This window comes from uncultured Thiohalocapsa sp. (assembly GCF_913063425.1).
Lineage (GTDB): Bacteria > Pseudomonadota > Gammaproteobacteria > Chromatiales > Chromatiaceae > Thiohalocapsa.
The window spans coordinates 24,152-42,896 of sequence record NZ_CAJXYK010000003.1; the positions used below are offsets into that span (position 1 = coordinate 24,152).

Annotated in this window: 17 protein-coding genes; 6 read left to right on the top strand and 11 right to left on the bottom strand. The window is 69.9% G+C overall.

What is annotated here, in order from left to right; all coding sequences use genetic code 11:
• The first annotated feature begins 27 nt into the window (after positions 1 to 27).
• On the top strand, positions 28 to 669 hold the full coding sequence (gene rnt, locus QZ607_RS01920) for a ribonuclease T (protein WP_295879020.1): 642 nt from the start codon (positions 28 to 30) through the stop codon (positions 667 to 669).
• Positions 670 to 790: 121 nt separating this feature from the next.
• Here rnt and grxD read toward each other — a convergent pair whose 3' ends face one another.
• From grxD to QZ607_RS01955, 7 genes are all read right to left on the bottom strand, one after another.
• Positions 791 to 1,132, bottom strand: a complete 342-nt coding sequence (gene grxD / locus QZ607_RS01925; protein WP_295879022.1) for a Grx4 family monothiol glutaredoxin — start codon at positions 1,130 to 1,132, stop codon at positions 791 to 793.
• 130 nt (positions 1,133 to 1,262) lie between these two features.
• Positions 1,263 to 1,781 (bottom strand): hypothetical protein, encoded by a 519-nt coding sequence (locus tag QZ607_RS01930; RefSeq protein ID WP_295879024.1) that lies wholly within the window; start codon positions 1,779 to 1,781, stop codon positions 1,263 to 1,265.
• A complete protein-coding gene (locus QZ607_RS01935) occupies positions 1,778 to 4,618 on the bottom strand; it encodes an alkaline phosphatase family protein (RefSeq protein WP_295879027.1) in 2,841 nt (946 codons plus the stop codon). The genes QZ607_RS01930 and QZ607_RS01935 overlap by 4 nt, the downstream gene beginning before the upstream one ends.
• A 63-nt stretch (positions 4,619 to 4,681) precedes the next feature.
• Complete coding sequence (locus QZ607_RS01940; protein WP_295879029.1) at positions 4,682 to 5,467, bottom strand: hypothetical protein; 786 nt, start codon at positions 5,465 to 5,467, stop codon at positions 4,682 to 4,684.
• A 382-nt stretch (positions 5,468 to 5,849) separates the two neighbouring features.
• Positions 5,850 to 7,649 carry an N-acetylglutaminylglutamine amidotransferase gene (locus QZ607_RS01945; protein ID WP_295879031.1) on the bottom strand — a complete coding sequence of 600 codons (1,800 nt, stop codon included), beginning with the start codon at positions 7,647 to 7,649 and terminating at the stop codon, positions 5,850 to 5,852.
• Positions 7,650 to 7,889: 240 nt separating this feature from the next.
• Positions 7,890 to 8,792 (bottom strand): Uma2 family endonuclease, encoded by a 903-nt coding sequence (locus tag QZ607_RS01950; protein ID WP_295879034.1) that lies wholly within the window; start codon positions 8,790 to 8,792, stop codon positions 7,890 to 7,892.
• A 102-nt stretch (positions 8,793 to 8,894) separates the two neighbouring features.
• Positions 8,895 to 10,460, bottom strand: coding sequence for a hydantoinase B/oxoprolinase family protein (locus QZ607_RS01955; RefSeq protein ID WP_367268144.1), 1,566 nt, complete (start codon positions 10,458 to 10,460; stop codon positions 8,895 to 8,897).
• A gap of 215 nt (positions 10,461 to 10,675) precedes the next feature.
• Between QZ607_RS01955 and QZ607_RS01960 the strand changes: the two genes are divergently transcribed.
• Positions 10,676 to 11,257 carry a Fe-Mn family superoxide dismutase gene (locus QZ607_RS01960; RefSeq protein WP_295879040.1) on the top strand — a complete coding sequence of 194 codons (582 nt, stop codon included), beginning with the start codon at positions 10,676 to 10,678 and terminating at the stop codon, positions 11,255 to 11,257.
• Between the two features lie 118 nt (positions 11,258 to 11,375).
• On the opposite strand, the gene QZ607_RS01965 is transcribed toward QZ607_RS01960, so the two are convergent.
• Both QZ607_RS01965 and QZ607_RS01970 read right to left on the bottom strand, forming a co-directional pair.
• Entirely contained in the window at positions 11,376 to 11,702 is a 327-nt protein-coding gene (locus QZ607_RS01965) for a multidrug efflux SMR transporter (RefSeq protein ID WP_295879043.1), read from the bottom strand.
• Positions 11,703 to 11,709: 7 nt separating this feature from the next.
• A complete protein-coding gene (locus QZ607_RS01970; protein WP_295879045.1) occupies positions 11,710 to 12,111 on the bottom strand; it encodes a bacteriohemerythrin in 402 nt (133 codons plus the stop codon).
• A 470-nt stretch (positions 12,112 to 12,581) separates the two neighbouring features.
• On the opposite strand from QZ607_RS01970, the gene QZ607_RS01975 reads away from it, so the two are divergent.
• The 3 genes from QZ607_RS01975 to QZ607_RS01985 all read left to right on the top strand — a co-directional run bounded on the left by QZ607_RS01975 (position 12,582) and on the right by QZ607_RS01985 (position 15,554).
• The gene (locus QZ607_RS01975) at positions 12,582 to 13,067 is read left to right on the top strand and encodes a hypothetical protein (protein ID WP_295879048.1); all 486 of its coding nucleotides are present in this window, start codon (positions 12,582 to 12,584) and stop codon (positions 13,065 to 13,067) included.
• 41 nt (positions 13,068 to 13,108) lie between these two features.
• The gene (ligD, locus tag QZ607_RS01980; protein WP_295879049.1) at positions 13,109 to 14,143 is read left to right on the top strand and encodes a non-homologous end-joining DNA ligase; all 1,035 of its coding nucleotides are present in this window, start codon (positions 13,109 to 13,111) and stop codon (positions 14,141 to 14,143) included.
• A gap of 253 nt (positions 14,144 to 14,396) precedes the next feature.
• Entirely contained in the window at positions 14,397 to 15,554 is a 1,158-nt protein-coding gene (locus QZ607_RS01985; protein WP_295879051.1) for a thioredoxin fold domain-containing protein, read from the top strand.
• A 148-nt stretch (positions 15,555 to 15,702) separates the two neighbouring features.
• Here QZ607_RS01985 and QZ607_RS01990 read toward each other — a convergent pair whose 3' ends face one another.
• Both QZ607_RS01990 and QZ607_RS01995 read right to left on the bottom strand, forming a co-directional pair.
• Complete coding sequence (locus QZ607_RS01990; RefSeq protein ID WP_295879053.1) at positions 15,703 to 16,395, bottom strand: V-type ATP synthase subunit D; 693 nt, start codon at positions 16,393 to 16,395, stop codon at positions 15,703 to 15,705.
• A gap of 37 nt (positions 16,396 to 16,432) precedes the next feature.
• Positions 16,433 to 17,905 carry a V-type ATP synthase subunit B gene (locus tag QZ607_RS01995; protein WP_295879057.1) on the bottom strand — a complete coding sequence of 491 codons (1,473 nt, stop codon included), beginning with the start codon at positions 17,903 to 17,905 and terminating at the stop codon, positions 16,433 to 16,435.
• A gap of 222 nt (positions 17,906 to 18,127) precedes the next feature.
• Between QZ607_RS01995 and QZ607_RS02000 the strand changes: the two genes are divergently transcribed.
• On the top strand, positions 18,128 to 18,598 hold the full coding sequence (locus tag QZ607_RS02000) for a DUF29 domain-containing protein (protein WP_295879060.1): 471 nt from the start codon (positions 18,128 to 18,130) through the stop codon (positions 18,596 to 18,598).
• The last annotated feature ends 147 nt before the right edge of the window (positions 18,599 to 18,745 follow it).

The following is an 18,745-nucleotide window of genomic DNA, read 5'->3' on the forward strand; positions in this document are numbered from 1 at the left end:
CCGTATGCTGCCCGCATGGACCCAGAGGTGCCAACCCTGCCCGACCCCGATGCGCCGCCGAGCATCGCCCAGCGCTTCCGCGGCTTCCTGCCGGTGGTGGTGGACGTGGAGACGGCGGGCTTCGATGCCCGCCGCCATGCGCTGCTGGAGATCGCAGCCGTCATCATCCGCATGAACGCGGACGGGCGCCTGGTGCCCGGGCAACGGCTGGCGTGCCACGTGCTGCCCTTCATCGGCGCGGAGCTCGACCCACGCGCGCTGGCCTTCAATAAGATCGACCCGGAGCACCCGTTCCGGGACGCCGTATCGGAGCGCGATGCGCTGCGCCAGGTGCTGAATCCGGTACGCAAGGCGGTGGGCAGTCAGGGGTGCACGCGGGCCATCCTGGTGGGGCACAACGCCCACTTCGATCTGGGCTTCCTGAAGGCGGCGGTGGAGCGCACCGGCTACAAGCGCGATCCCTTCCACGCCTTCAGCGTCTTCGACACCGTGACCCTGGCCGGGCTTGCCTATGGCCAGACGGTGCTGGCAAAGGCCGCGCAGGCGGCGGGACTCGGCTGGGACGACGCCGAGGCGCATTCGGCCATCTACGACGCCGACAAGACGGCGGCGCTGTTCTGCGGCATCGTCAACCGGTGGGGGGAGCTGGCGGACCCGCCCGGAGGCTGAGCCCAGGACCTCAGCTTCGATGGGCAGGTGGACCCCGGCCAAGACAGGGCGACCGGGGTCCGGTGCGAATCTGGCCGGACTCGGGTTCGAGCCCGGACCGGACTCTGGGACGGGGCTGCGCTCAGGCGGCGCTGTCGTTGCCCTCGGCCTTGGCGGCGGCCCCTTCCATCATGGTCTTGAGCTCGCCGCTCTCGTACATCTCGAGCGTGATGTCGCAGCCGCCCACCAGCTCGCCGTCGATGTAGATCTGCGGAAACGTGGGCCAGTCCGCATAGCGCGGCAGGTTCTCGAAGATCTCCGGGTCCTGCAGCACGTTGACGTAGGCGAAGGGCACGCCCGTGCTGCCGAGCGCCTGCGCCGCACGCATGGAGAAGCCGCACTGGGGCATCTGCGGCGTCCCCTTCATGTAGATGACGACGGGGTTGTTCTTGACCTGTTGGTCGATGCGTTCGAGCACGTCCATCACATTACCTCGGCAGGAGCGTTGTTACGTGCGGGGGGAGGTGGGATTGCCGCACGGCTTATCAAGACTCCGAGTATTTTAGTAGGTTTTTGTGGGCGGACCTCAATGGGTGGGCACGCGCGCATTGCGCTCAAAACCGCACCAGCCAGACGTCCAGCCCTCGCCGTTCCCGCCCGCGGTACTCGTAACCGTGGCGCCCAAGCAGGCGCTTCAGCCCCGGGCGCATCAGCTTGCGGTTTTCGGTGACGATGAGCATGCCGGCGGGCTCGGCGTCCGGGTGCCGGAAGTCGCGCAGATAATCCCGCGTGGCGTTGGTCACGGCGCGCATCAGATGCGGCTGGCGATGCTCCGGTCGGACGAACATCCGGTAGTGATAGAGCAGCCGCCCGTCCGCCGGGCGCGGCTTCAGCCCCACGGTCGAGACCCCCGCCAGCACACCGCTCGCCGCGTGACGCACCAAGAGCACGACCTCGCGGCTGCGCTGCTCGGCGACGTCCAGGTTGCGCAAGGCATTGGCATCCCGCCACATCGCGATCACCTCCGCCCGCTCGGCGTCGGTGATGCAAAGATACACGGGCGTCAGCCGATAGCCGCGGAAGGCCGCCTCGCCCGCGCCCAACGGTGCCGCGGCGGCATCGGCCCCGATCATGCCGCCTCGTCGGCCGCGCTCTCGATGCCCTGCCGACGCAGCGCCGGATCGATGGCGGCGGCCATGGCCGCCTCGCCCAGGCCGCCGCCGAGGAAGGCATTGACCCGCCCGGCGGTGCCTGCCGGGTCCGCCAGGGCCTCGTGGTAGCTCACCGACAACAGCGCCACCTGCTCCGGCCAGCGCTTCAGCACCGCACGCACGCCGGCGAGCTGCTTCAGATAGGTCTGTGCCAGGCGCCGGTCCGTGAGCCGCCCGCCCTGCTTGCCGGCGCGATCCAGCATCACCCGCTGGGAGGCGATGACCTCGTTCAGCGGGCGCTCCATGAAGACGATGCGGTACTTCAGGTTGGCGCCGATGCGCGGCAGCAGCTGCGCCACCAGCTTCACGGCCTTGCCTCGGGCCGCAAGCAGCCAGTCGGGCGAGCTGGCCGTGGCCTTGGCGGGCGCGTACTCGAAGTAGCCCTTGGGATTGTCCTCGTCTGCCGGGCGCTCCTGGTCGGTGAGCACCGGCAGGCCGCCGGCGGCGATCATCTGCATGGCCATGGAGGTGCCGGAGCGCGGCAGCCCGGAGACGATGACCACCGTCTCCGCCGCCATGGCCGGCAGCGCCTCCCGGGTGCTCAGGTCGGCCAGGGACGCCAGATCGCCCGCGGCGACGGGCGCCAGCGCCGACTCGCTCCTGCTCGGCAGCGGCACGCCGGCGCGGTGCTCGGCGAGGCGCTGTAAGGCAGCGCGCGCCAGTGCTCGCTGCCGCTCGGCGGCCTCGGGGTCTTGTCGCAAGCCTTGGTACAGCCGGGCGAGCCGGCGGTGGGCGGCGGGATAGACGCTGTTCTGCGCCACTGCGGTCTCGAAGGCATTGATGGCCTCCTCGTAACGTTTCAGGCGCATCAGCGCCGCGCCGCGCAGGTAATGCCCGCGCGGATTGTGGAAGACCAGCGCCAACGACGCGGACAGCGCCGCCAACGCCGGCGCCTCCAGCCCCCTGCGGCCGAGACAGCTCTGCGCGAGACCGAACTGCGCCCGGGCGTTCACCGGGTCGATGTCCAGAATCTCCTGGAACACCCGCTCCGCTTCTTGGTGGCGATGCAGCCGCAGCAAGAGCTCGCCCTTGGTCTGCAGCAGGCTCGGCTGATTGTGCATCTGGGCACCGGCGGCCTGCTCCAGGGCGGCGAGTGCCTCGGCATGGCGCCCCTCGGCGCGCAGGAGCCGGCCGCGGAAAAAGGCCAGCGTGCTGCGGTTCACGCCGGCGCGCTTGCGCAGCTTGCGCAGGCGCCGCTGCTCGCCCTCCGGCAGGTCCTCCGGCGCCTTGGCGCGGCCCGCGTCGTCCTGCTCCCAGCCCGCGCGGATCTGCCCAAGCTCCTCCCCCGCGGCTTTGGCGGACTCGGTCTTGCGCTGTATCAGAAGGTCCAGCGTCGCGCGCGCGGCGGCGGTGTCGCCGAGTGCCAGCCGGCAGTCGAAGAGCTTGGCGCCGAAGCGGACCTCCGCGGGCTCGGCCTCCCAGAGCTCATGCAGAATCTCGGCCGCGTCTACCCATTTGTGCGCGTCCATCAGGTCGCGGGCCAGGTTGTAGCGCAGCTCCCGCACGGTCTGGCGGGCGGCCTGGTCGCGGTCCTCGTCCACCGCCTCCACGTACCCCAGATCCACCAGCTGCTGCATCGACTCGCGGGCGTCCACCGGGTCCACGCTGACGTCGGCCGGGTGGCGACCGTCGTCCCCCAGGAGGTCCTCCCAGGAATCGATGAGCTCGACCTCCCCGGGTGCGCGCAGGGCAGCCAAAAGTGGCTTGCCGTCCATGTCGCGGCCGATGGGCAGGCCGTAGAGCTGCAGGATGGTGGGCGTGATATCCAGCAGCGAGGCCCCATGGACCAGCCGATCCTGGGCGATGTCCGGCCCCCAGGCGGCGAAGACGCCGAACTGGCGGTGCTCCGCGGCAGGCCCGGCGGGCTCGTTCGGCAGCTCCCGTGGGCGCAGGTGGTCCGGGTGGAAGCCGTGATCGGAGCAGATGAGAATATTGGTGTCCGGCCCGGCCAGCTGCATGTAGGTGCCGAGCATCATGTCATGGAAGCGATAGGCGCCGGCGACGACGTCCTTGTAGAGCTCGAAGCTGTGCGCGTCGATCCACGCCTGCCGCGGCGGGTGGTACTTCATGAAGCCGTGGCCGAAGTGGTCGATGGCGTCGAAGTAGACGGCCATGAAGTCCCAGGGCTCCAGCTGCATCAGCGCCGTGGCGGCGCCGTGCACGGTGGCCGTCTCGGCGAGGATCTTGGCCACGCTGAACAAGCGCTTGTCCTTGTCCTGGTCGATGTCCGCGGCCCTGGGCACGAAGGGCAGGAGCTGCTCGGCGGTCAGCTGCTCCGGGCGGATGCGGAACTCGGCCAGAGGGGCGGCGAGGCGCTGCGGGTGCACCTGCTGCGTCGGCACCGGCCAAGGCGCCTGGTGGTGCTTCGGCGCCGTATGGAAGTGGTTCGAGACCATCACACCGCTGATGGGCTCCGGTGGGAAGGACGGCCACCAGCCCACCACGTTGGACTTGAGCCCATGCAGCTGGAGCATGTTCCAGATCGCGCGCACCTTGCGGCCCAGGTTGGTCACGGGCCGCGCACCGCCGGAGGCCGGGTCCGGCTCGGAGAAGCCGTGGATGCCGTGCTTGTGCGCCCGCTTGCCTGTCGCGATGCTGGTCCAGAGCATGGGCGAGAGGATGGGCTGCAGGGTCATCAGGTTACCCATGGCGCCTTCGGATACGAAGCGCTCCAGATTCGGCATCTCGCCGGCTTCCATCAAGGGGTGGATCACCTTCCAGTCCGCGGCGTCCCAGCCGATCAAGAGTGTCTTGTTCATGGTGCGTCTCGGGCGGTCGGGGTGGGAGCGGCTTCCGGCCGCGGTCGGCGTGCGGTCAGGGGATCAGGCCGCCTTGGCCCTGCCGCGCCAGCGCCGCAGCCCGGCGGCGCCGGCGGCGAGCAGCGCCAGCGTGCCGGGGTTGGGGACGTCATTGGCGCAGTTGTCGCCGCTGGTCTGGCCGACGTCGATGGCGCAGTCGGCGGTGTCCTCGTAGGCCCAGCGGGTGATGGTGACATCGCCGCGCCCGCCGGTGCCGGTGCCGTCGTCGACGAGCAGCTCCGCCCACCCGTAGTGGGTCGCTCCGGAGATGTCGAAGCGAAAGCCGATAAAGTTGTTGCCGAAGCCGCCGGCTTGGAAATTGTTCCCGATAGACCCGGACAGGTTGTCATAAGGAATAGGAATAGCGTTCGTATCGGTAACGCGAGTGGCATCCGACACGACGATTCGCTGAGTATTGGATGCGCCCCAAGTGTACCCGCCGGCCAAGAGCGGGCCGACCGTCAGGCCCGCCGTCAGCGCCCTGAAGTCGGCGGCCAATCCGCCCTGACGGACGAGGGCGCCCCCGGAGTTCAGGCGGACGGTGGCATCCGCTTCGGCGGAGTAATATTTGATACCGGCCGCCGAGTCGTAGTAACTCGTGGTGTACCCATATCGAGATCCGACCAGCCTGAAGTCCGCTTGATTGTCGCCGTCCACATCCCAGTCGTGGCTGTTGTCCGCCGTGTTAAAGGTGGCGGTGATCGGGCTCGTGTTGTTGTAAACCACAGCGCCCTGCACCGCGGCCGGGCCGAAGGCCGCCGCGGCGGCGCCGGTGGTCATCGCAAGGCGTTGTTTCAGCGAGGCTTGCATGGCTTGTCTATCCTCTCGATTGCGGGCGCGGCACTTGCGCCGGTGTCAACATTTTTTACAGACAGGGGTTTTGCGCTGCTGAGCGCCTCGACTGATGCAAACACTGTTCCTCCCCTAGGCGAAAGACAGCGAATCGCCTGAAGCAGAGACTGTAAAAAGCGCTGATACCATCGCGGGTGGAGTCAGCGTCGCTCGCCGGTTGCGCGCGTGGGTGACGCCTGGCGACGTTCAGGTCATGGGCTGGCCGGCGGATCAGCGCGGTTGGAAGCCGCTTCCTCGGCCTGTGCGGCGCTGTCGCGGCTGGAAGCCGCTCCGACGGCCAGTGCGCTTGTGGGAGCGGCATCCCTGCCGCGACCGGCGTCGGCAAGCCGGCGAGCGGGCCTCAGCCGGAGCGCCCGTCCACCTGCCGCGTGAGCCAATACTCCAACAGCGCCAGGTGCCAGAGCTTGCTGCCCTGGATGCGGGTGTGGTGCTGGTCCGGTGCGGCGAGGAGCGTATCCACGTACTCCCGGCGGTAGATCCCGCGCTGGCGGCAGGCGGTGGACTCCAGGATGTCGCGCATGAAGTCCAGGAACTCGCCGCGGACGTATTTCAGCGCCGGCATCGGGAAGTAGCCCTTGGGCCGGTCGATGACCGCATCCGGCAGCCGCCCGCGGGCGATGGCCTTGAGCGGCCACTTGCCCTCATCGCGCAGCTTGAGCGCAGGCGGGCAGCGCGCGGCGGCCTCCACCAGCTGATGGTCCAGGAAGGGCACGCGGGCCTCCAGGCCCCAGGCCATGGTCATGTTGTCCACGCGCTTCACCGGGTCATCGACGATGAGCGTGGTGACATCGAGCCGCAGCACCGCGTCGATGACCTCGTCCGCCAGGGGCTCGGCGAGCCGGTCCGCCGCCCAGGCGCCGGTGTGGTCGGGGCCGGCATAGGTGTCCGTGACCAGTTGCAGGTACTCGTCGTGGTCGCGGTCGAAGTAGTGGCGGCGGAGCTTCTCGGCCGGGCTGCCCGCGGTATCCGCGGCGATGCGCGGGTACCAGAAATAGCCGCCGAAGACCTCGTCGGCGCCCTGCCCCGACTGCACCACCTTGATGTCGCGGGACACCTGCTCGGCCAGCAGATAGAAGGCCACCGCGTCCTGCCCGAACATGGGCTCCGCCATGGCGTCCACGGCCTCCGGCAGGCGGCGCAGCACTTGGCTGTTCGGCACCCGGAAACGGTGGTGGCGGGTCTCGTAGCGGGCGGCCACCGGGTCCGAGTACTCGAACTCGCTGCCCGCCTCCTCCGGGGTGTCCTCGAAGCCGACGGAGAAGGTGTGCAGGTCCCGGGCGCCCTGCTCCGCCAGCAGCGCCACCAGCAGGCTGGAGTCGAGCCCGCCCGAGAGCAGCACGCCCACGGGCACGTCGGCGATCTCGAGCCGCTTCTGCACCGCCCGTTGCAGGCGCTCGTGGATCAGCTCCACCCATGCCTCATCGGACTCGGGCCAGCCCGAGCCCGGCGCGGGCCGGGTGGCGTCCAGCTGCCAGTACGCGCGCTCGGTGCGGCGCCCGTCGGCGTCGATGCGCAGCCAGTGGGCGGGCGGGAGCTTGCGCACGCCGTTCAGCACCGTCCGCGGCGCCGGCACCACCGCGTGCAGCGTGAACAGATGGTGCAGCGCCACCGGGTCGATGCTGGTATCCACGCCGCCGCCCGCCAGCAGGGACTGCGTATTGGATGCGAAACGGATGCGCTCGGCGCTTTCGGTCCAATAGAGCGGCTTGATGCCGAAGCGGTCCCGGGCCAGAAACAGGCACTTGCGGTTGGCGTCCCAGACGGCGAAGGCGAACATGCCGTGCAGCCGCGCCACACAGTCCTCGCCCCAGGCGTGCCAAGCCTTGAGGATGACCTCGGTGTCGCCGTCGGAGAAGAACTGGTAACCGAGCCCGATCAGCTCCCGGCGCAGCTCCGGGTAGTTGTAGATGCTGCCGTTGAACACCAGCGCCAGCCCGAGTCCCTGGTCCACCATGGGCTGGTTGGCCCGCACCGAGAGATCGATGATGCTGAGCCGCCGATGTCCGAAGCCGAGCGGCCCGTCGCTGTAGCTGCCGCCATGGTCCGGCCCACGCCGCGCCAGGGGCCCGAGCATGCGGCCGATGGCCGTCAGGTCCGCCGGGGCGCCGTCAAGGCGCAGCTCGCCGCAGATGCCGCACATGGCAGGTCTCCTTGGTGGGGTTGGGACGCGGCCGGCTGTATAGCCTGTCCGGGGCGCAGACCTCGCTCAGGGCCGACGACCGACGACCGACGACCGACGACCACAGACTAATGCATCCCCGCTTGCCGCGCCTCCCGGCTCCAACCTAGGCACGTCGCGGCATCGCTCCAGTGGTGCGCCGGGCCCGCACAAGCCTGCATGCGCGGCCAAGGCCTTCAGCATGCAGGGCAGCGGTCTCGCTCAGTCGTCCCGGGGACCGTCATCGGCCGACCGCGCCGCCTCGAGCCGCGCGAGCCGCTTTTCAAGCGCTCGGCGCGCCGCGGCCTCGGCGTTGGCGCGGGCTTCGGCGTCTGCCGCACGCGCCTCCGCCTCCGCTGCGCGGGTCTCCGCCGCGAGCGCACGCGCCGCACCGGCCGCCGCTGTTTGGCGGTCACGGGTCCATTGCGGCAGCACGAAATCGGCGTAGACGGGGTCGTCGCGCAGCGCGATCCAGCTGGGCTGGCGCTCCAGGTCGTCGAGCCGGAAGCGAAAGCCCGGCAGAACCACGGACTCGATCACCCCGTCGCTGGGCTGGATGGGGAGGTGGCGGCCGTCCGCAGTGCGGCGGTAGAAGGCCTGCCGCTCGCGGCTGCGGTGAATGATCCAGTATTCGTTGACGCCGCCGGCGGCGTACTCGGCCTTCTTGTTGACCGTGTCCCGGGCCATGTGGCTGGGCTTGGTGTCGGACAGTACCTCGATGCAGAGATCGTAGACGCCCCGGTAGGAGCAGTCGCGCCCGGAGATGGGTGTGGGGTTGTCGTGGCGGACCACGGCGAGGTCGGGCCGGCGGATGACGGTGCCCGTGGGCAGTGCAAGCCGAAACCCCATCTCCAACGGCAACGACGCGGCGATGGGCCGCTCGGCCAGGAAGTGCTCCAGCAGCAACAGGAGCCACTTGTAGACGAGCAGGGTCTCGAACTCCGACACCGGCTTCTCCTCCAAGCGGCCGTTGTTCCATTCGTAGGTGATGTCCGAGACGTGGTACCAGTCGCGCCAGTACTCGGCCTCGGACACCATGCGGCCGTCCGCGGAGTCCCCGGTGTCGGACCTTTCCGGGTCCGGGATGGGCGCCGTCGGGGCGTCGGCGATGGCGGTGGGGGGCATGGCTCTGCCTCGGCTGGTGCGCTGCGTCAAGGCTAACAAAACAGGGGCTTGGGATCGACGTACCGATCTCGCACGGGAAACGCCGAAGACTTCGGCGTTTCCCTAGGACCCCGCGCCGCAGCCACCCCCACCCGGCGTCTCGATGCGCAGCCGGTCGCCGGGCGCCAGATCCAAGGCGATCTTGCCGGGCAGCGGCCGGTGGTTGTGCCACTGCGCGCCGGGCTGGCCGGGCTTGCCCCCCTGGATGCCCCAAGGGGCATGCCGGCGGCGCTCGCCGATGAGTGTTGCATGCGCCGGCGCGAGGCATTCGAGCTCCCGGATCAGGCCGTCGCCGCCGGGTCTTGCACCCGCACCGCCAGAGCCGCGCCGGATGGCGTAACAGGTGACCCGCAGCGGAAAGCGGGACTCGATGACCTCGATGGGCGTATTGAGGGTGTTGGTCATGTGGGTCTGCACCGCCGACAGGCCGCCGCCCACGGCGCCCGCACCCATGCCGCCGCCGATGGTCTCGTAGTAGTCCCAGGCGGCACCGTCGCGCACCCCGCCGATGGCGAGGTTGTTCATGCTGCCGTGGCTCGCCGCCGGGATGCGGCCGTGCCAGTGGCCGTTCTCCGCCTGCGCCAGGGCCCCCAGCACCACGTCAACGATACGGGTGCTGGTCTCCACATTGCCCGCCGCCACCGCCGCGGGCCGCCTGGCGTTGAGCAGCGAGCCTTCGGGGGCATGCAGGGCCAGCGGGCGCAGTGCCCCGGCGCAGGCGGGCGTCTCCGGCGGCATCAGGCAGCGGAAGCAATAGAACACCGCCGCCGCGACCACCGCCAGCGGGCAGTTGACGTTGCCCTGCACCTGTGGGGCGGTGCCGGTGAAATCGCAGAGCGCGCTGTCGCCGGCGATGGTGAGTGCGAGCCGGATGGGGATGTCCTGCTGCCCGCGGCCGTCGTCGTCCAGCATATCCTCGAACGCGTAGCGGCCGTCCGGGATGGCACGCACGGCGGCCCGGGCCAGGCGCTCGCCATAGTCGTTCATGGCGCCCAGCCCGGCGCGGAACGCGTCCATGCCGGCGGCATCCACCAGCGCCGCGACCCGGGCCACCCCGGCGCGGTTGGCGGCAATCTGCGCAAAGAAGTCGCCGCGCGCATGCTGGGGGCTGCGCGTGGCGCCGGTGATCTCGGCCAGCACCTCCGCATCCGGCACGCCAGCGCGCACCAGCAGCCGCGGTGGGATCACGACGCCCTCCTCCTCCAGCCGCGCGGAGATGGGCATGGAGCCCGGGGTGCTGGCGCCGATGTCCGCATGGTGGGCGCGGTTGGCGACGAAGCCCAGCAGCGTCTGCCGTCCGTTGCCGGCGGCGGCGAACACCGGTGCGATGAGGGTTACGTCCGGCAGATGGGTGCCGCCGAGGTACGGATCGTTGACGATGACCATGTCACCGTCGGCCCAGTCGAAGCGCGCCACCAGGTCCGCCATGGCATAGGCCATGCTGCCGAGGTGCACGGGGATGTGCGCCGCCTGGGCACAAAGGGCGCCGTCGGCATCGAAGACGGCGCAGGAGAAGTCCAGACGATCACGGATGTTCGGCGACAGGGCCGCGTTGCGCAGCACCGCGGCCATCTCGTCGCAGACGGCGGTGAGGCGGCTGACGAAGAGGCTCAGCTGGATGGCGTTCACGGCGGCCTCGGGCGTGGCGGACAAGGCGGCACCGGCATGGCACCTGCGGCTATCGTCACACGTCGCCCGCCCCGCGGCAAAGCCGTACGGGTCGTGCCGGCGGCGGGGCGCGGGCGGCTTGAGATACCCCATGGCGGGCACAAGATTGCCGCAGCGAGCGACAGCACCGGCTTTGCCGCCGATGTCTCACCCACACGTCAACCAGGAGGCGAACCATGGCCCATGAGCTCCCCGCCCTGCCGTACGAGAAGAACGCCCTCGAGCCCGTGATCTCCGCGGAGACCATCGAGTACCACTACGGCAAGCACCACCAGACCTATGTCAACAACCTGAACAACCTGATTCCGGGCACGGAGTTCGAGAGCATGTCCCTGGAGGACATCATCAAGAACGCCTCCGGCGGCGTCTTCAACAACGCCGCCCAGGTGTGGAATCACACCTTCTACTGGAACTGCTTGAGCCCCAACGGCGGCGGCGAGCCCACGGGCGCGCTGGCCGAGGCCATCAAGGCCAAGTTCGGCTCCTTCGACGAATTCAAGAAGTCCTTCAGCCAGTCCGCGGCTACCAACTTCGGCTCCGGCTGGACCTGGCTGGTGAAGACGGCGGAGGGCGGCGTGGACATCCACAACACCTCCAACGCCGGCAACCCCCTCACCGAGGGCCTGACGCCCCTGCTGACCGTGGACGTCTGGGAGCATGCCTACTACATCGACTATCGCAACGCCCGGCCGAAGTACCTTGACGCGATCTGGGACAAGATCAACTGGGACTTCGTTGCCGCGAACTTCGGCGGCTGACGCTGGAGCGCATCGCCGGCCCTGATGGCCGGCTGGCAGCACAGGAAACCGGGAAACGGGCGCCGTTTCCCGGTTTTCTGCTGTCTGGAGGCGCGCTCAGCGCGACGGGCGCAGAGGCTCACTCCGGCGAGGCAAGCTTGAGCCCCACAATTCCCACCACGATCAGCCCCACGAAGAAGAACCGCGCCAGGGTCGCCGATTCACCAAACAGGAGCAGCCCGAGCAGGAAGGTCCCCACCGCGCCGATGCCGGTCCACACCGCATAGGCCGTGCCCATGGGGATGGTCCGCTGGGCCAGCAGCAGCAGGGTGCCGCTGGCGGCGATGCAGCCGATGGAGAAGGCGATCCAGCCCCAGTGCAGATCCCCATTGCTCGTGCCGAGCTTGAGGCCCACCGGCCAGCCCCACTCGAACAGGCCGGCGGCGACGAGATAGATCCAGGCCATACCGCGGCTACATGGCCTGCGACAGATACGCGCCCATCTGCATGTCGGCGCCGTAGATGTGCCCCATCAGCCAACGCTCCAGGAACTCCACCTCGTCGGTGGAGACGGCCTTGCCGGCGCCGCGCAGGCGCGCCTGCAGTGCCTCGGCACTCGCAATCAGCTCATCGTGCTCGGCCTTGTGCTCGGCCAGGCCGTCGTAGCCGTGCTTCAGCATCAGCCGCTCCTCGTGGCAGAAGTGCCAGCGGGTGCAGGCGATGAGCTCTTCGGTCACGGCGTCGATGTAGGCCTGGGACTCGGCCTCGGCCACCGCATGATTGAGGATGTTGTACAGGTCCACGAGCCGGCGGTGGTCTTCGTCGATCTCGGGCACCTCGACGCTGAGCGTCTTGTCCCAGGTCAGCTCTCGCATGGACAGTCCTCCGGGAGCGATGCATGAGTCCAGCGCGGCGGACGCCGCGACCCGCCGCCTACGATACCGCAGTTGCGGGCCGCTGCAGTGATGCAGCGCAGCGCCGGGGCCTGCGCGCCTCCGTGCAGTCACACGCCGTGCTCGGAGTCGGGCAACGGTGCGGTACGCAGGCCGGCGGACGATATCCCCCGGGCACCGGGAAGTCATCCCCCGGCACCAGGAAATCCATCGGCGACCCACCTCATCACCCTGATACGACCGTCAATCGGTCCACCGACCCCTGCATCCGGGACCTGGCACGCCGGCCCGTGCAGGTCTGTGCGATGGGCAGATGAACGCTGCCGGCGGTCGCCACGGCGGCGACAGCAGCCGACGCCACGGCATATGCGTTGCTTAACTCTCAGAGAAAAGCAGAGGCGCCGCGTCGCACCAAGGCGGTCGCAGGCAGCCCGCAGCGCGAGGAGTCCTGCATGACAACCAGTATCTACATCCGTGCCCGCGACCCGGACAACGGCGCGCGTGTCGTGCGCGAGCTGCTGCAGCTGGGCACGGACCCGACGCGCCTGCGGGTCGTCGGACGCCGGGCGCCGGCGGACCTGCCGGTGGCATTCAGTCGCTGGCGCCCGCCGGCGACCCGGCTCGCTGTGCCGGCGCTGGTGGGCGCGTTGCTGCTGCCTGCGCTGGCCATTGGACTCTACGGCGGCCTCGATGCCCTTTCAGGGCTGATGTTCGCGTTGGTCGGCGCCGCCGTCGGTGCGGGCTGGCATCTCAGCCTGCGCCCACGCGGGCGCGAGCCCCTGGCCGCCCAGGCGCAGGCACTGCGCCGCGGCGAGCTCATGATCATCGCCGACCTGGAGGAGTCCGCCCTGCCGCGGGTGGAGGCGCAGATCGCCGAACGGCACCCAGAGGTTCTGCTGCTCGGCCCGGACCCGGGCGGCTCGCCGCCCTTCCCCTAACGGATCCACCGGCTGCAGCCGGTGCTGCGCAGGCACACCCCATGGACCCGATCTTCGACTTTCTTGACACCGCCGAGCGCGCCGATCTCACGGCGCTGGACCCGGATGCCCCCCGCCCGGTGGACCCGAGCCGCACCGGCCCGCACGGGCCTATGCTCGCCACCCTCACCCACGACGTCGTAACCGGACCCGAGTGGGTCTACGAGCGCAAGCTGGACGGTGAGCGCTGCATCGCCATCTGCCGCGGTGGCGACGTGAGGCTCAGCTCCCGCAGCGGGCAGCGGCTGAATGGCACCTACCCGGAGCTGGTGGAGGCACTCGCAGCCCAGGCCTGCGACGACTTCGTCGTGGACGGCGAGGTGGTGGCCTTCGACGGACCGCGCACCAGCTTCCGCAAGCTTCAGCAGCGCATGCAGCGCCGCGACGCGGATGATGTGGATGTCGCCGTTTTCCTGTACCTGTTCGACATCCCCTGCCTGCTCGGTCAGGACTGCCGACGCCTGCCCCAGCGCACCCGCAAGGAGCTGCTGCGCCGGGCGCTGGACTTCGCCGACCCGCTGCGCTTCACCAGCCACCGCAACGCCGAGGGCGAGCACCTGCTGCGCGAGGCCTGCGAGGCCGGCTGGGAGGGGCTCATCGCCAAGCGCGCCGATGCCCCGTATCACATCGGCCGCTCCGAGGACTGGCTCAAGCTCAAGTGTGAGCATCGCCAGGAGCTGGTCATCGGCGGCTTCACCGAGCCCCGCGGCAGTCGCCCAGGCTTCGGCGCCCTGATCATCGGCTACTACGAAGACGGGGCCCTGGTGTGCGCGGGAAAGGTGGGCACGGGCTTCGACACCCAGACCCTGCACGAGCTGCGCGAGGAGCTGGAGCGACACACCCGCGACGATCCCCCCTTCGACCGCGGCGAGCTGCCGGATGCGGGCGTGCATTGGGTGGACCCCGAGCTGGTGGGCGAGGTGGCCTTCACCGAGTGGACCCGGGACGGCCGCCTGCGGCATCCGCGCTTCCTGGGCCTGCGCCGCGACAAGCCGGCCACCGCCGTGGTGCGCGAGGACGACCGCGCCACCGGCTGACGACCCGGCGCCCCTGTGGTGCACTGGCGCGGGGTGTGGACGTCACGCAATCAGCCATCCGGGCGAGCGCGCGTTCTCGGACGTCGTGCTGCGCTGTGCGGCGTCCGGTGCATTCAGTCGCCTCCCCCACCGCGGAGCATCGCGTCCGAGTGCGGCTCCCCGCGACCGCGCGCCACAAATCCGGCACCATGTCCAGCACAGGGCAGCCGTACCGCCTTGCCGCCCCCAGCTCCGGCCAAGCACAGGTGACGCCATGCCAAGAACCCCATCCGCCAGCCGACGCCCCACCCTCCGACCGGCGCTGCGGCCCGGTCCGCAACGCCGCTGCGCCCGGCCCCAACCGCAGCACCGCATCGCAGGGGTCATACTCGCTGCGCGCCTGACCCTGCTGCTCGGGCTGCCGGGCAGCGCCGCTGCCATGGACCCGGCCTTCGACGACAGGGACGTGATGACGGTGCACTACCCGGACTGGTTCAAGCAGAGCTTCCTCGATCTGCCGGACGACGCCGCCATGGCAGCGGACGCCGGCAAGCAGGGGCTGTTTATCTTCTTCACCACCCAGGGCTGCTCCTACTGCCATCTGTTCATCGACGCAAGCCTGGGGGACCCTGCCATTGCCCGGCGCCTGCGCGAGCACTTCGATGCCCTGGGGCTGGAAGTCTTCTCGGATGCGGAGCTGACGGACTTCGACGGCGACGCCACCCGCGTGAAGCAGTTCGCGCTGGATCAGGGGGTGCAGTTCACGCCCACCATGATCTTCTACGACACCCAGGGCAAGCCGCTGGTGAAGCTGCCAGGCTACTACGGGCCGGAGCGCTTCGCGCGGGTGCTGGACTATCTGGTGGACGGCCATCATGCGCGTGTGGGCCTGCGGGAGTATCTGGCCCAAACCGAGACCGACGCCGACGGCGCCGCCGGCTGGACCCTGCCGGACGACCCCCTGTTCGAGCCGCCGCCGCATGCCCTGGTGCGCAGCGCGGCCATGCCGGCGGAGCGCCCGCTGCTGGTACTGTTCGAGGGCGGCGACTGCGAGCGCTGCCCGCGGTTCCATGACGAAGTCCTGGGCGACGCCGACATCCGTGCCAAGCTCGACGGCTTCGACATCGTGCGTCTGGATGCGGGGGACACCGCCACCCCGGTGCTCACGCCGGACGGCGAGCGCACCAACCCGCAGCATTGGTACGCAGCGCTCGGCTTCACCCAGCTGCCGGCGCTCGCCTTCTTCGCCACGGACGGCCGCCGCGTGCTGGAGACCGATGCCGTGGTGCTCTTGGGCCGCATGCACAACAGCATCGGCTTCGTCGCCGAGCGCGCCTACGAGCGCGGCTGGAACTACCAGCGCTACGCCCGCAGCCAGGCGATGGCGCGCGCGCGGGCCGAGGACGACGGCGCATCCGCCCAACAGCAGTAAGCAAGCATCCGGTATAGGTTGGACCCGGGTCTGGCGCAACGAACGCCGCGCCGCAACGCTCGCAACGGCTCGGTCGTGGCCCCGTTCGCCCGTTGCGCCGTTGCGCCTTTGCGCCTTTGCGTGAGACAAAATCCGGAACGACGCGGGCTCAGCCGGGTCCGCCGCGCCCGCGGCGCATCCGCACCGCCTCCTCCCGCTCCAGCTCCTCCAGTGCGGTGTCGATGACGCCCAGGCGCGCGTCGATCTCCGGCAGCAGCACGTCCTCAAGCGCCCGGGCGCGGCGCGAGGTGCGCAGGTATTCCACCCGCAGCCGCTCCAGGTTGCCCGTCAGCACCGCAAGCCGCGCGGCAATGGGCAGCAGGGCCGAGAAGGCCGCGCGGCAGGCCTCGCCTTCCGGGCTCTGGATGGCGCAGGGCTCAGCCGAAGCGCCGGCATCGCTGTCACTGCCGTCATCGGCATCGCCGTCGGCAGCAGCAGCGCCATCGGGTCTGCCCTGGACGCCCGCGGTTTCTGCACCCGCCCGCGCCGGCACCTCCACGCGCACGCCCAGCACCGAGCGGCTGGTGGTGACGAGCCCGCAATCCGCGGCGGCCGGCGGATAGACGCCAAGCTCATCCAGCCCATGGCGCCCGACGGCGGCCCGCAGCGCTGTCCGCGCCGCAGCCTCAGCCTCCCGCCAGCGGGCCATGGTCGCGTCGTAGTCGCGCAGGTTGGCGAGGATCTCGCCGGCGAGGATGAGCCGCTTTTCGTCCAGAAACCGGTAGCCCTCCTGCATGCCGGCGCGCTCCGCCTTGAGCTCCAGGTAGGCACTCTGGGTGGGCACCAGCTCGCGGTCGGTCATGGCACTGCTCCTCGGCCTGAAAGCACCCGCCGCGCCCTCAGGCGGGGGCCGGTGCGGCGGCCGCCGACACCTGTGCTGCCGAACGCGTGCCCGCGGCGGCGGCGCCGTCGCGCAGATGCTCGCGGATCTGCGCATCCGAGAGCCGGGTGAGCTCCTGCTCGGGCAGCCCGCGCAGGGCCTGCCAGCCGGCCTCCATGCTCTGGTGCAGGTTGCGCCGTCCACTCTGGGCGACCACCTCGGTCTCGAAGCGCGCGCCGAAGCTCAGATACAGCCGGTCTGTCTCCGAGAGCCCCTCCTCACCCACGACGCTCGCCAGCACCCGCGTCTGCTGCGCCTGGGCATAGGCGGCATAGAGCTGCGCCGCAAGCGCCGGATGGTCCGGGTGTGTGAGCCCCTTGCCGGTGCCGTCCTTCATCAGCCGGGACAGGCTCGGCAGCACCTTGATGGGCGGGTAGAGGTCGCGGCGGTGCAGCTCCCGGTCGAGCACCAGCTGGCCCTCGGTGATGTAGCCGGTGAGGTCCGGAATCGGGTGGGTGATGTCGTCGTTGGGCATGGTGAGGATGGGCACCTGGGTGACGGACCCCGGCACGCCGCGGATGCGCCCGGCGCGCTCGTACAACGTCGCCAGGTCCGAGTACATGTAGCCCGGATAGCCCTTGCGGCTCGGCACCTCGCCGCGGCTCGCGGACACCTCCCGCAGCGCCTCGCAGTAGTTGGTGAGGTCGGTCAGGATCACCAGCACATGCTTGCCTTCCTCGAAGGCCAGGTACTCCGCTGCCGTCAGCGCAAAGCGCGGTGTGAGCAGTCGCTGCGCGCTGGCGTCCGAGGCCAGGTTCAGGAACAGCACCGTGCGCGCCAGCGCCCCGCTCTGCTCCAGCGTGCTGCGGAAGAACTCGGCACTGCCGTGGGGGATGCCGATGCCGGCGAAGACGATGGCGAAGTCGTCGTCGCCGCGCGCATCCGCCGCGCCGCGCTCGCGCTGCGCACCCGGCAGCCGGGCATTGCAGGCGATGTCCACGGCGATGCGGTCATGCGGCAGGCCGCCGCCGGAAAAGAGCGGGAGCTTCTGGCCGCGCACCAGCGAGTTCATCAGATCGATGGCCGTGAAGCCCGTCTCCAGGAACTCGCTCGGCGCCTGCCGGGCGGACGGCTTCAGCGGCAGACCGTCCACGCGATAGGCCCGCTCCGCCGCCAGGGGCGGGCCGCCGTCCAGGGGCTTGCCGACACCGTTGAAGATGCGCCCGAGGAGCCCCGGCCCGACATGGAAGCGCAGCGGCTCGCCGAAGAAGCGCACGCGCGAGCCGTCGATGCGCAGGCCAGCAGTATCGTCCAGCATCTCGACGGTGACGCTGTCCTGATCCAGGGCGGCAATGCGCCCGAGGCGCACGGCACCACCGGCGTCCTCCACCTCCACGGCCTCGTTCAGGCCCACATCCACGGTGCGCCGCAGGAACAGGAGCGGCCCATCCACCCGGTTGGCGATGTCCTCGCCGGTCAGTCTTGCGTACATCTGCGACCTGCCCAGCCGTGCTTGTGTCATCTTGAAGTCAACGGGGGCGAGGCCCCGCCGGCGACTAAAGCAAGCGTAGTCCATCGTGCTGGGCTTGCGCGTGATCGGTGTCCATGCCCAGGCTCGGCCGCGAAAGCACAATGGACAGGCCGCTGAAGCCCTGTCCGGCTTTCGCTACACTTGCGCTTGTGATTGACCTTTCTGGTGCCACCGAGCCTGGCCATGAAGCCCGAGTATCGCATCGCCGACCAGCCCCGCGATCCAGCCGCGCAGCACGACGCGGACGTCATCGCCTGGGCCCACCGCCAGGCGGCTCTGCTGCGTGCCGGGCGCTTCGATGAGCTGGACATCGAGCACATTGCCGACGAGATCGAGGACGTGGCCAGGAGTGAGCAGCGGGAGCTGGCGAGCCGGATGGCGGTGCTGCTGGCGCATCTGATCAAGTGGCAGCATCAGCCGGAGCGGCGCGGCAAAAGCTGGCGGCTCACCATCCGCAACCAGCGCCGCGGCATCGAGCGGCGCCTGCTGCGCACGCCGAGCCTGAAGACCTCCCTGCGCGATCCGGACTGGTGGACGGATGCCTGGGATGACGCCGTGGTCAAGGCCCTTGCGGACACCGGGCTCGAGGAGCTGCCCGACGCCTGCCCCTGGAGCCTTGATCAGATCCTCGCCCCGGACTGGCTGCCGCATTGATGCCGTGCCGGACCTGACAGGCCCCACGTCGCATCCCCGACAACGGCCCGCCGGCACTGTCGCAAAGCATCCACCGACCTCCGCTCCATCAGGCTAAGCCGCTGATTCCATGGGCTCTCCCCGGCTGGCCCAGGGCTTGCTTAAGCT

Excerpts from the sequence above, each read along its gene's own strand:
- QZ607_RS01950 (WP_295879034.1), bottom strand. The coding sequence starts at position 8,792 with ATGCCCCCCACCGCCATCGCCGACGCCCCGACGGCGCCCATCCCGGAC.
- QZ607_RS01960 (WP_295879040.1), top strand. The coding sequence starts at position 10,676 with ATGGCCCATGAGCTCCCCGCCCTGCCGTACGAGAAGAACGCCCTCGAG.
- QZ607_RS01965 (WP_295879043.1), bottom strand. The coding sequence starts at position 11,702 with ATGGCCTGGATCTATCTCGTCGCCGCCGGCCTGTTCGAGTGGGGCTGG.
- QZ607_RS01985 (WP_295879051.1), top strand. The coding sequence starts at position 14,397 with ATGCCAAGAACCCCATCCGCCAGCCGACGCCCCACCCTCCGACCGGCG.
- QZ607_RS01940 (WP_295879029.1), bottom strand. The coding sequence starts at position 5,467 with ATGCAAGCCTCGCTGAAACAACGCCTTGCGATGACCACCGGCGCCGCC.
- QZ607_RS01995 (WP_295879057.1), bottom strand. The coding sequence starts at position 17,905 with ATGTACGCAAGACTGACCGGCGAGGACATCGCCAACCGGGTGGATGGG.
- QZ607_RS02000 (WP_295879060.1), top strand. The coding sequence starts at position 18,128 with ATGAAGCCCGAGTATCGCATCGCCGACCAGCCCCGCGATCCAGCCGCG.
- QZ607_RS01990 (WP_295879053.1), bottom strand. The coding sequence starts at position 16,395 with ATGACCGACCGCGAGCTGGTGCCCACCCAGAGTGCCTACCTGGAGCTC.
- grxD (WP_295879022.1), bottom strand. The coding sequence starts at position 1,132 with ATGGACGTGCTCGAACGCATCGACCAACAGGTCAAGAACAACCCCGTC.
- QZ607_RS01945 (WP_295879031.1), bottom strand. The coding sequence starts at position 7,649 with ATGTGCGGCATCTGCGGCGAGCTGCGCCTTGACGGCGCCCCGGCGGAC.
- QZ607_RS01970 (WP_295879045.1), bottom strand. The coding sequence starts at position 12,111 with ATGCGAGAGCTGACCTGGGACAAGACGCTCAGCGTCGAGGTGCCCGAG.
- QZ607_RS01975 (WP_295879048.1), top strand. The coding sequence starts at position 12,582 with ATGACAACCAGTATCTACATCCGTGCCCGCGACCCGGACAACGGCGCG.
- QZ607_RS01935 (WP_295879027.1), bottom strand. The coding sequence starts at position 4,618 with ATGAACAAGACACTCTTGATCGGCTGGGACGCCGCGGACTGGAAGGTG.
- ligD (WP_295879049.1), top strand. The coding sequence starts at position 13,109 with ATGGACCCGATCTTCGACTTTCTTGACACCGCCGAGCGCGCCGATCTC.
- QZ607_RS01930 (WP_295879024.1), bottom strand. The coding sequence starts at position 1,781 with ATGATCGGGGCCGATGCCGCCGCGGCACCGTTGGGCGCGGGCGAGGCG.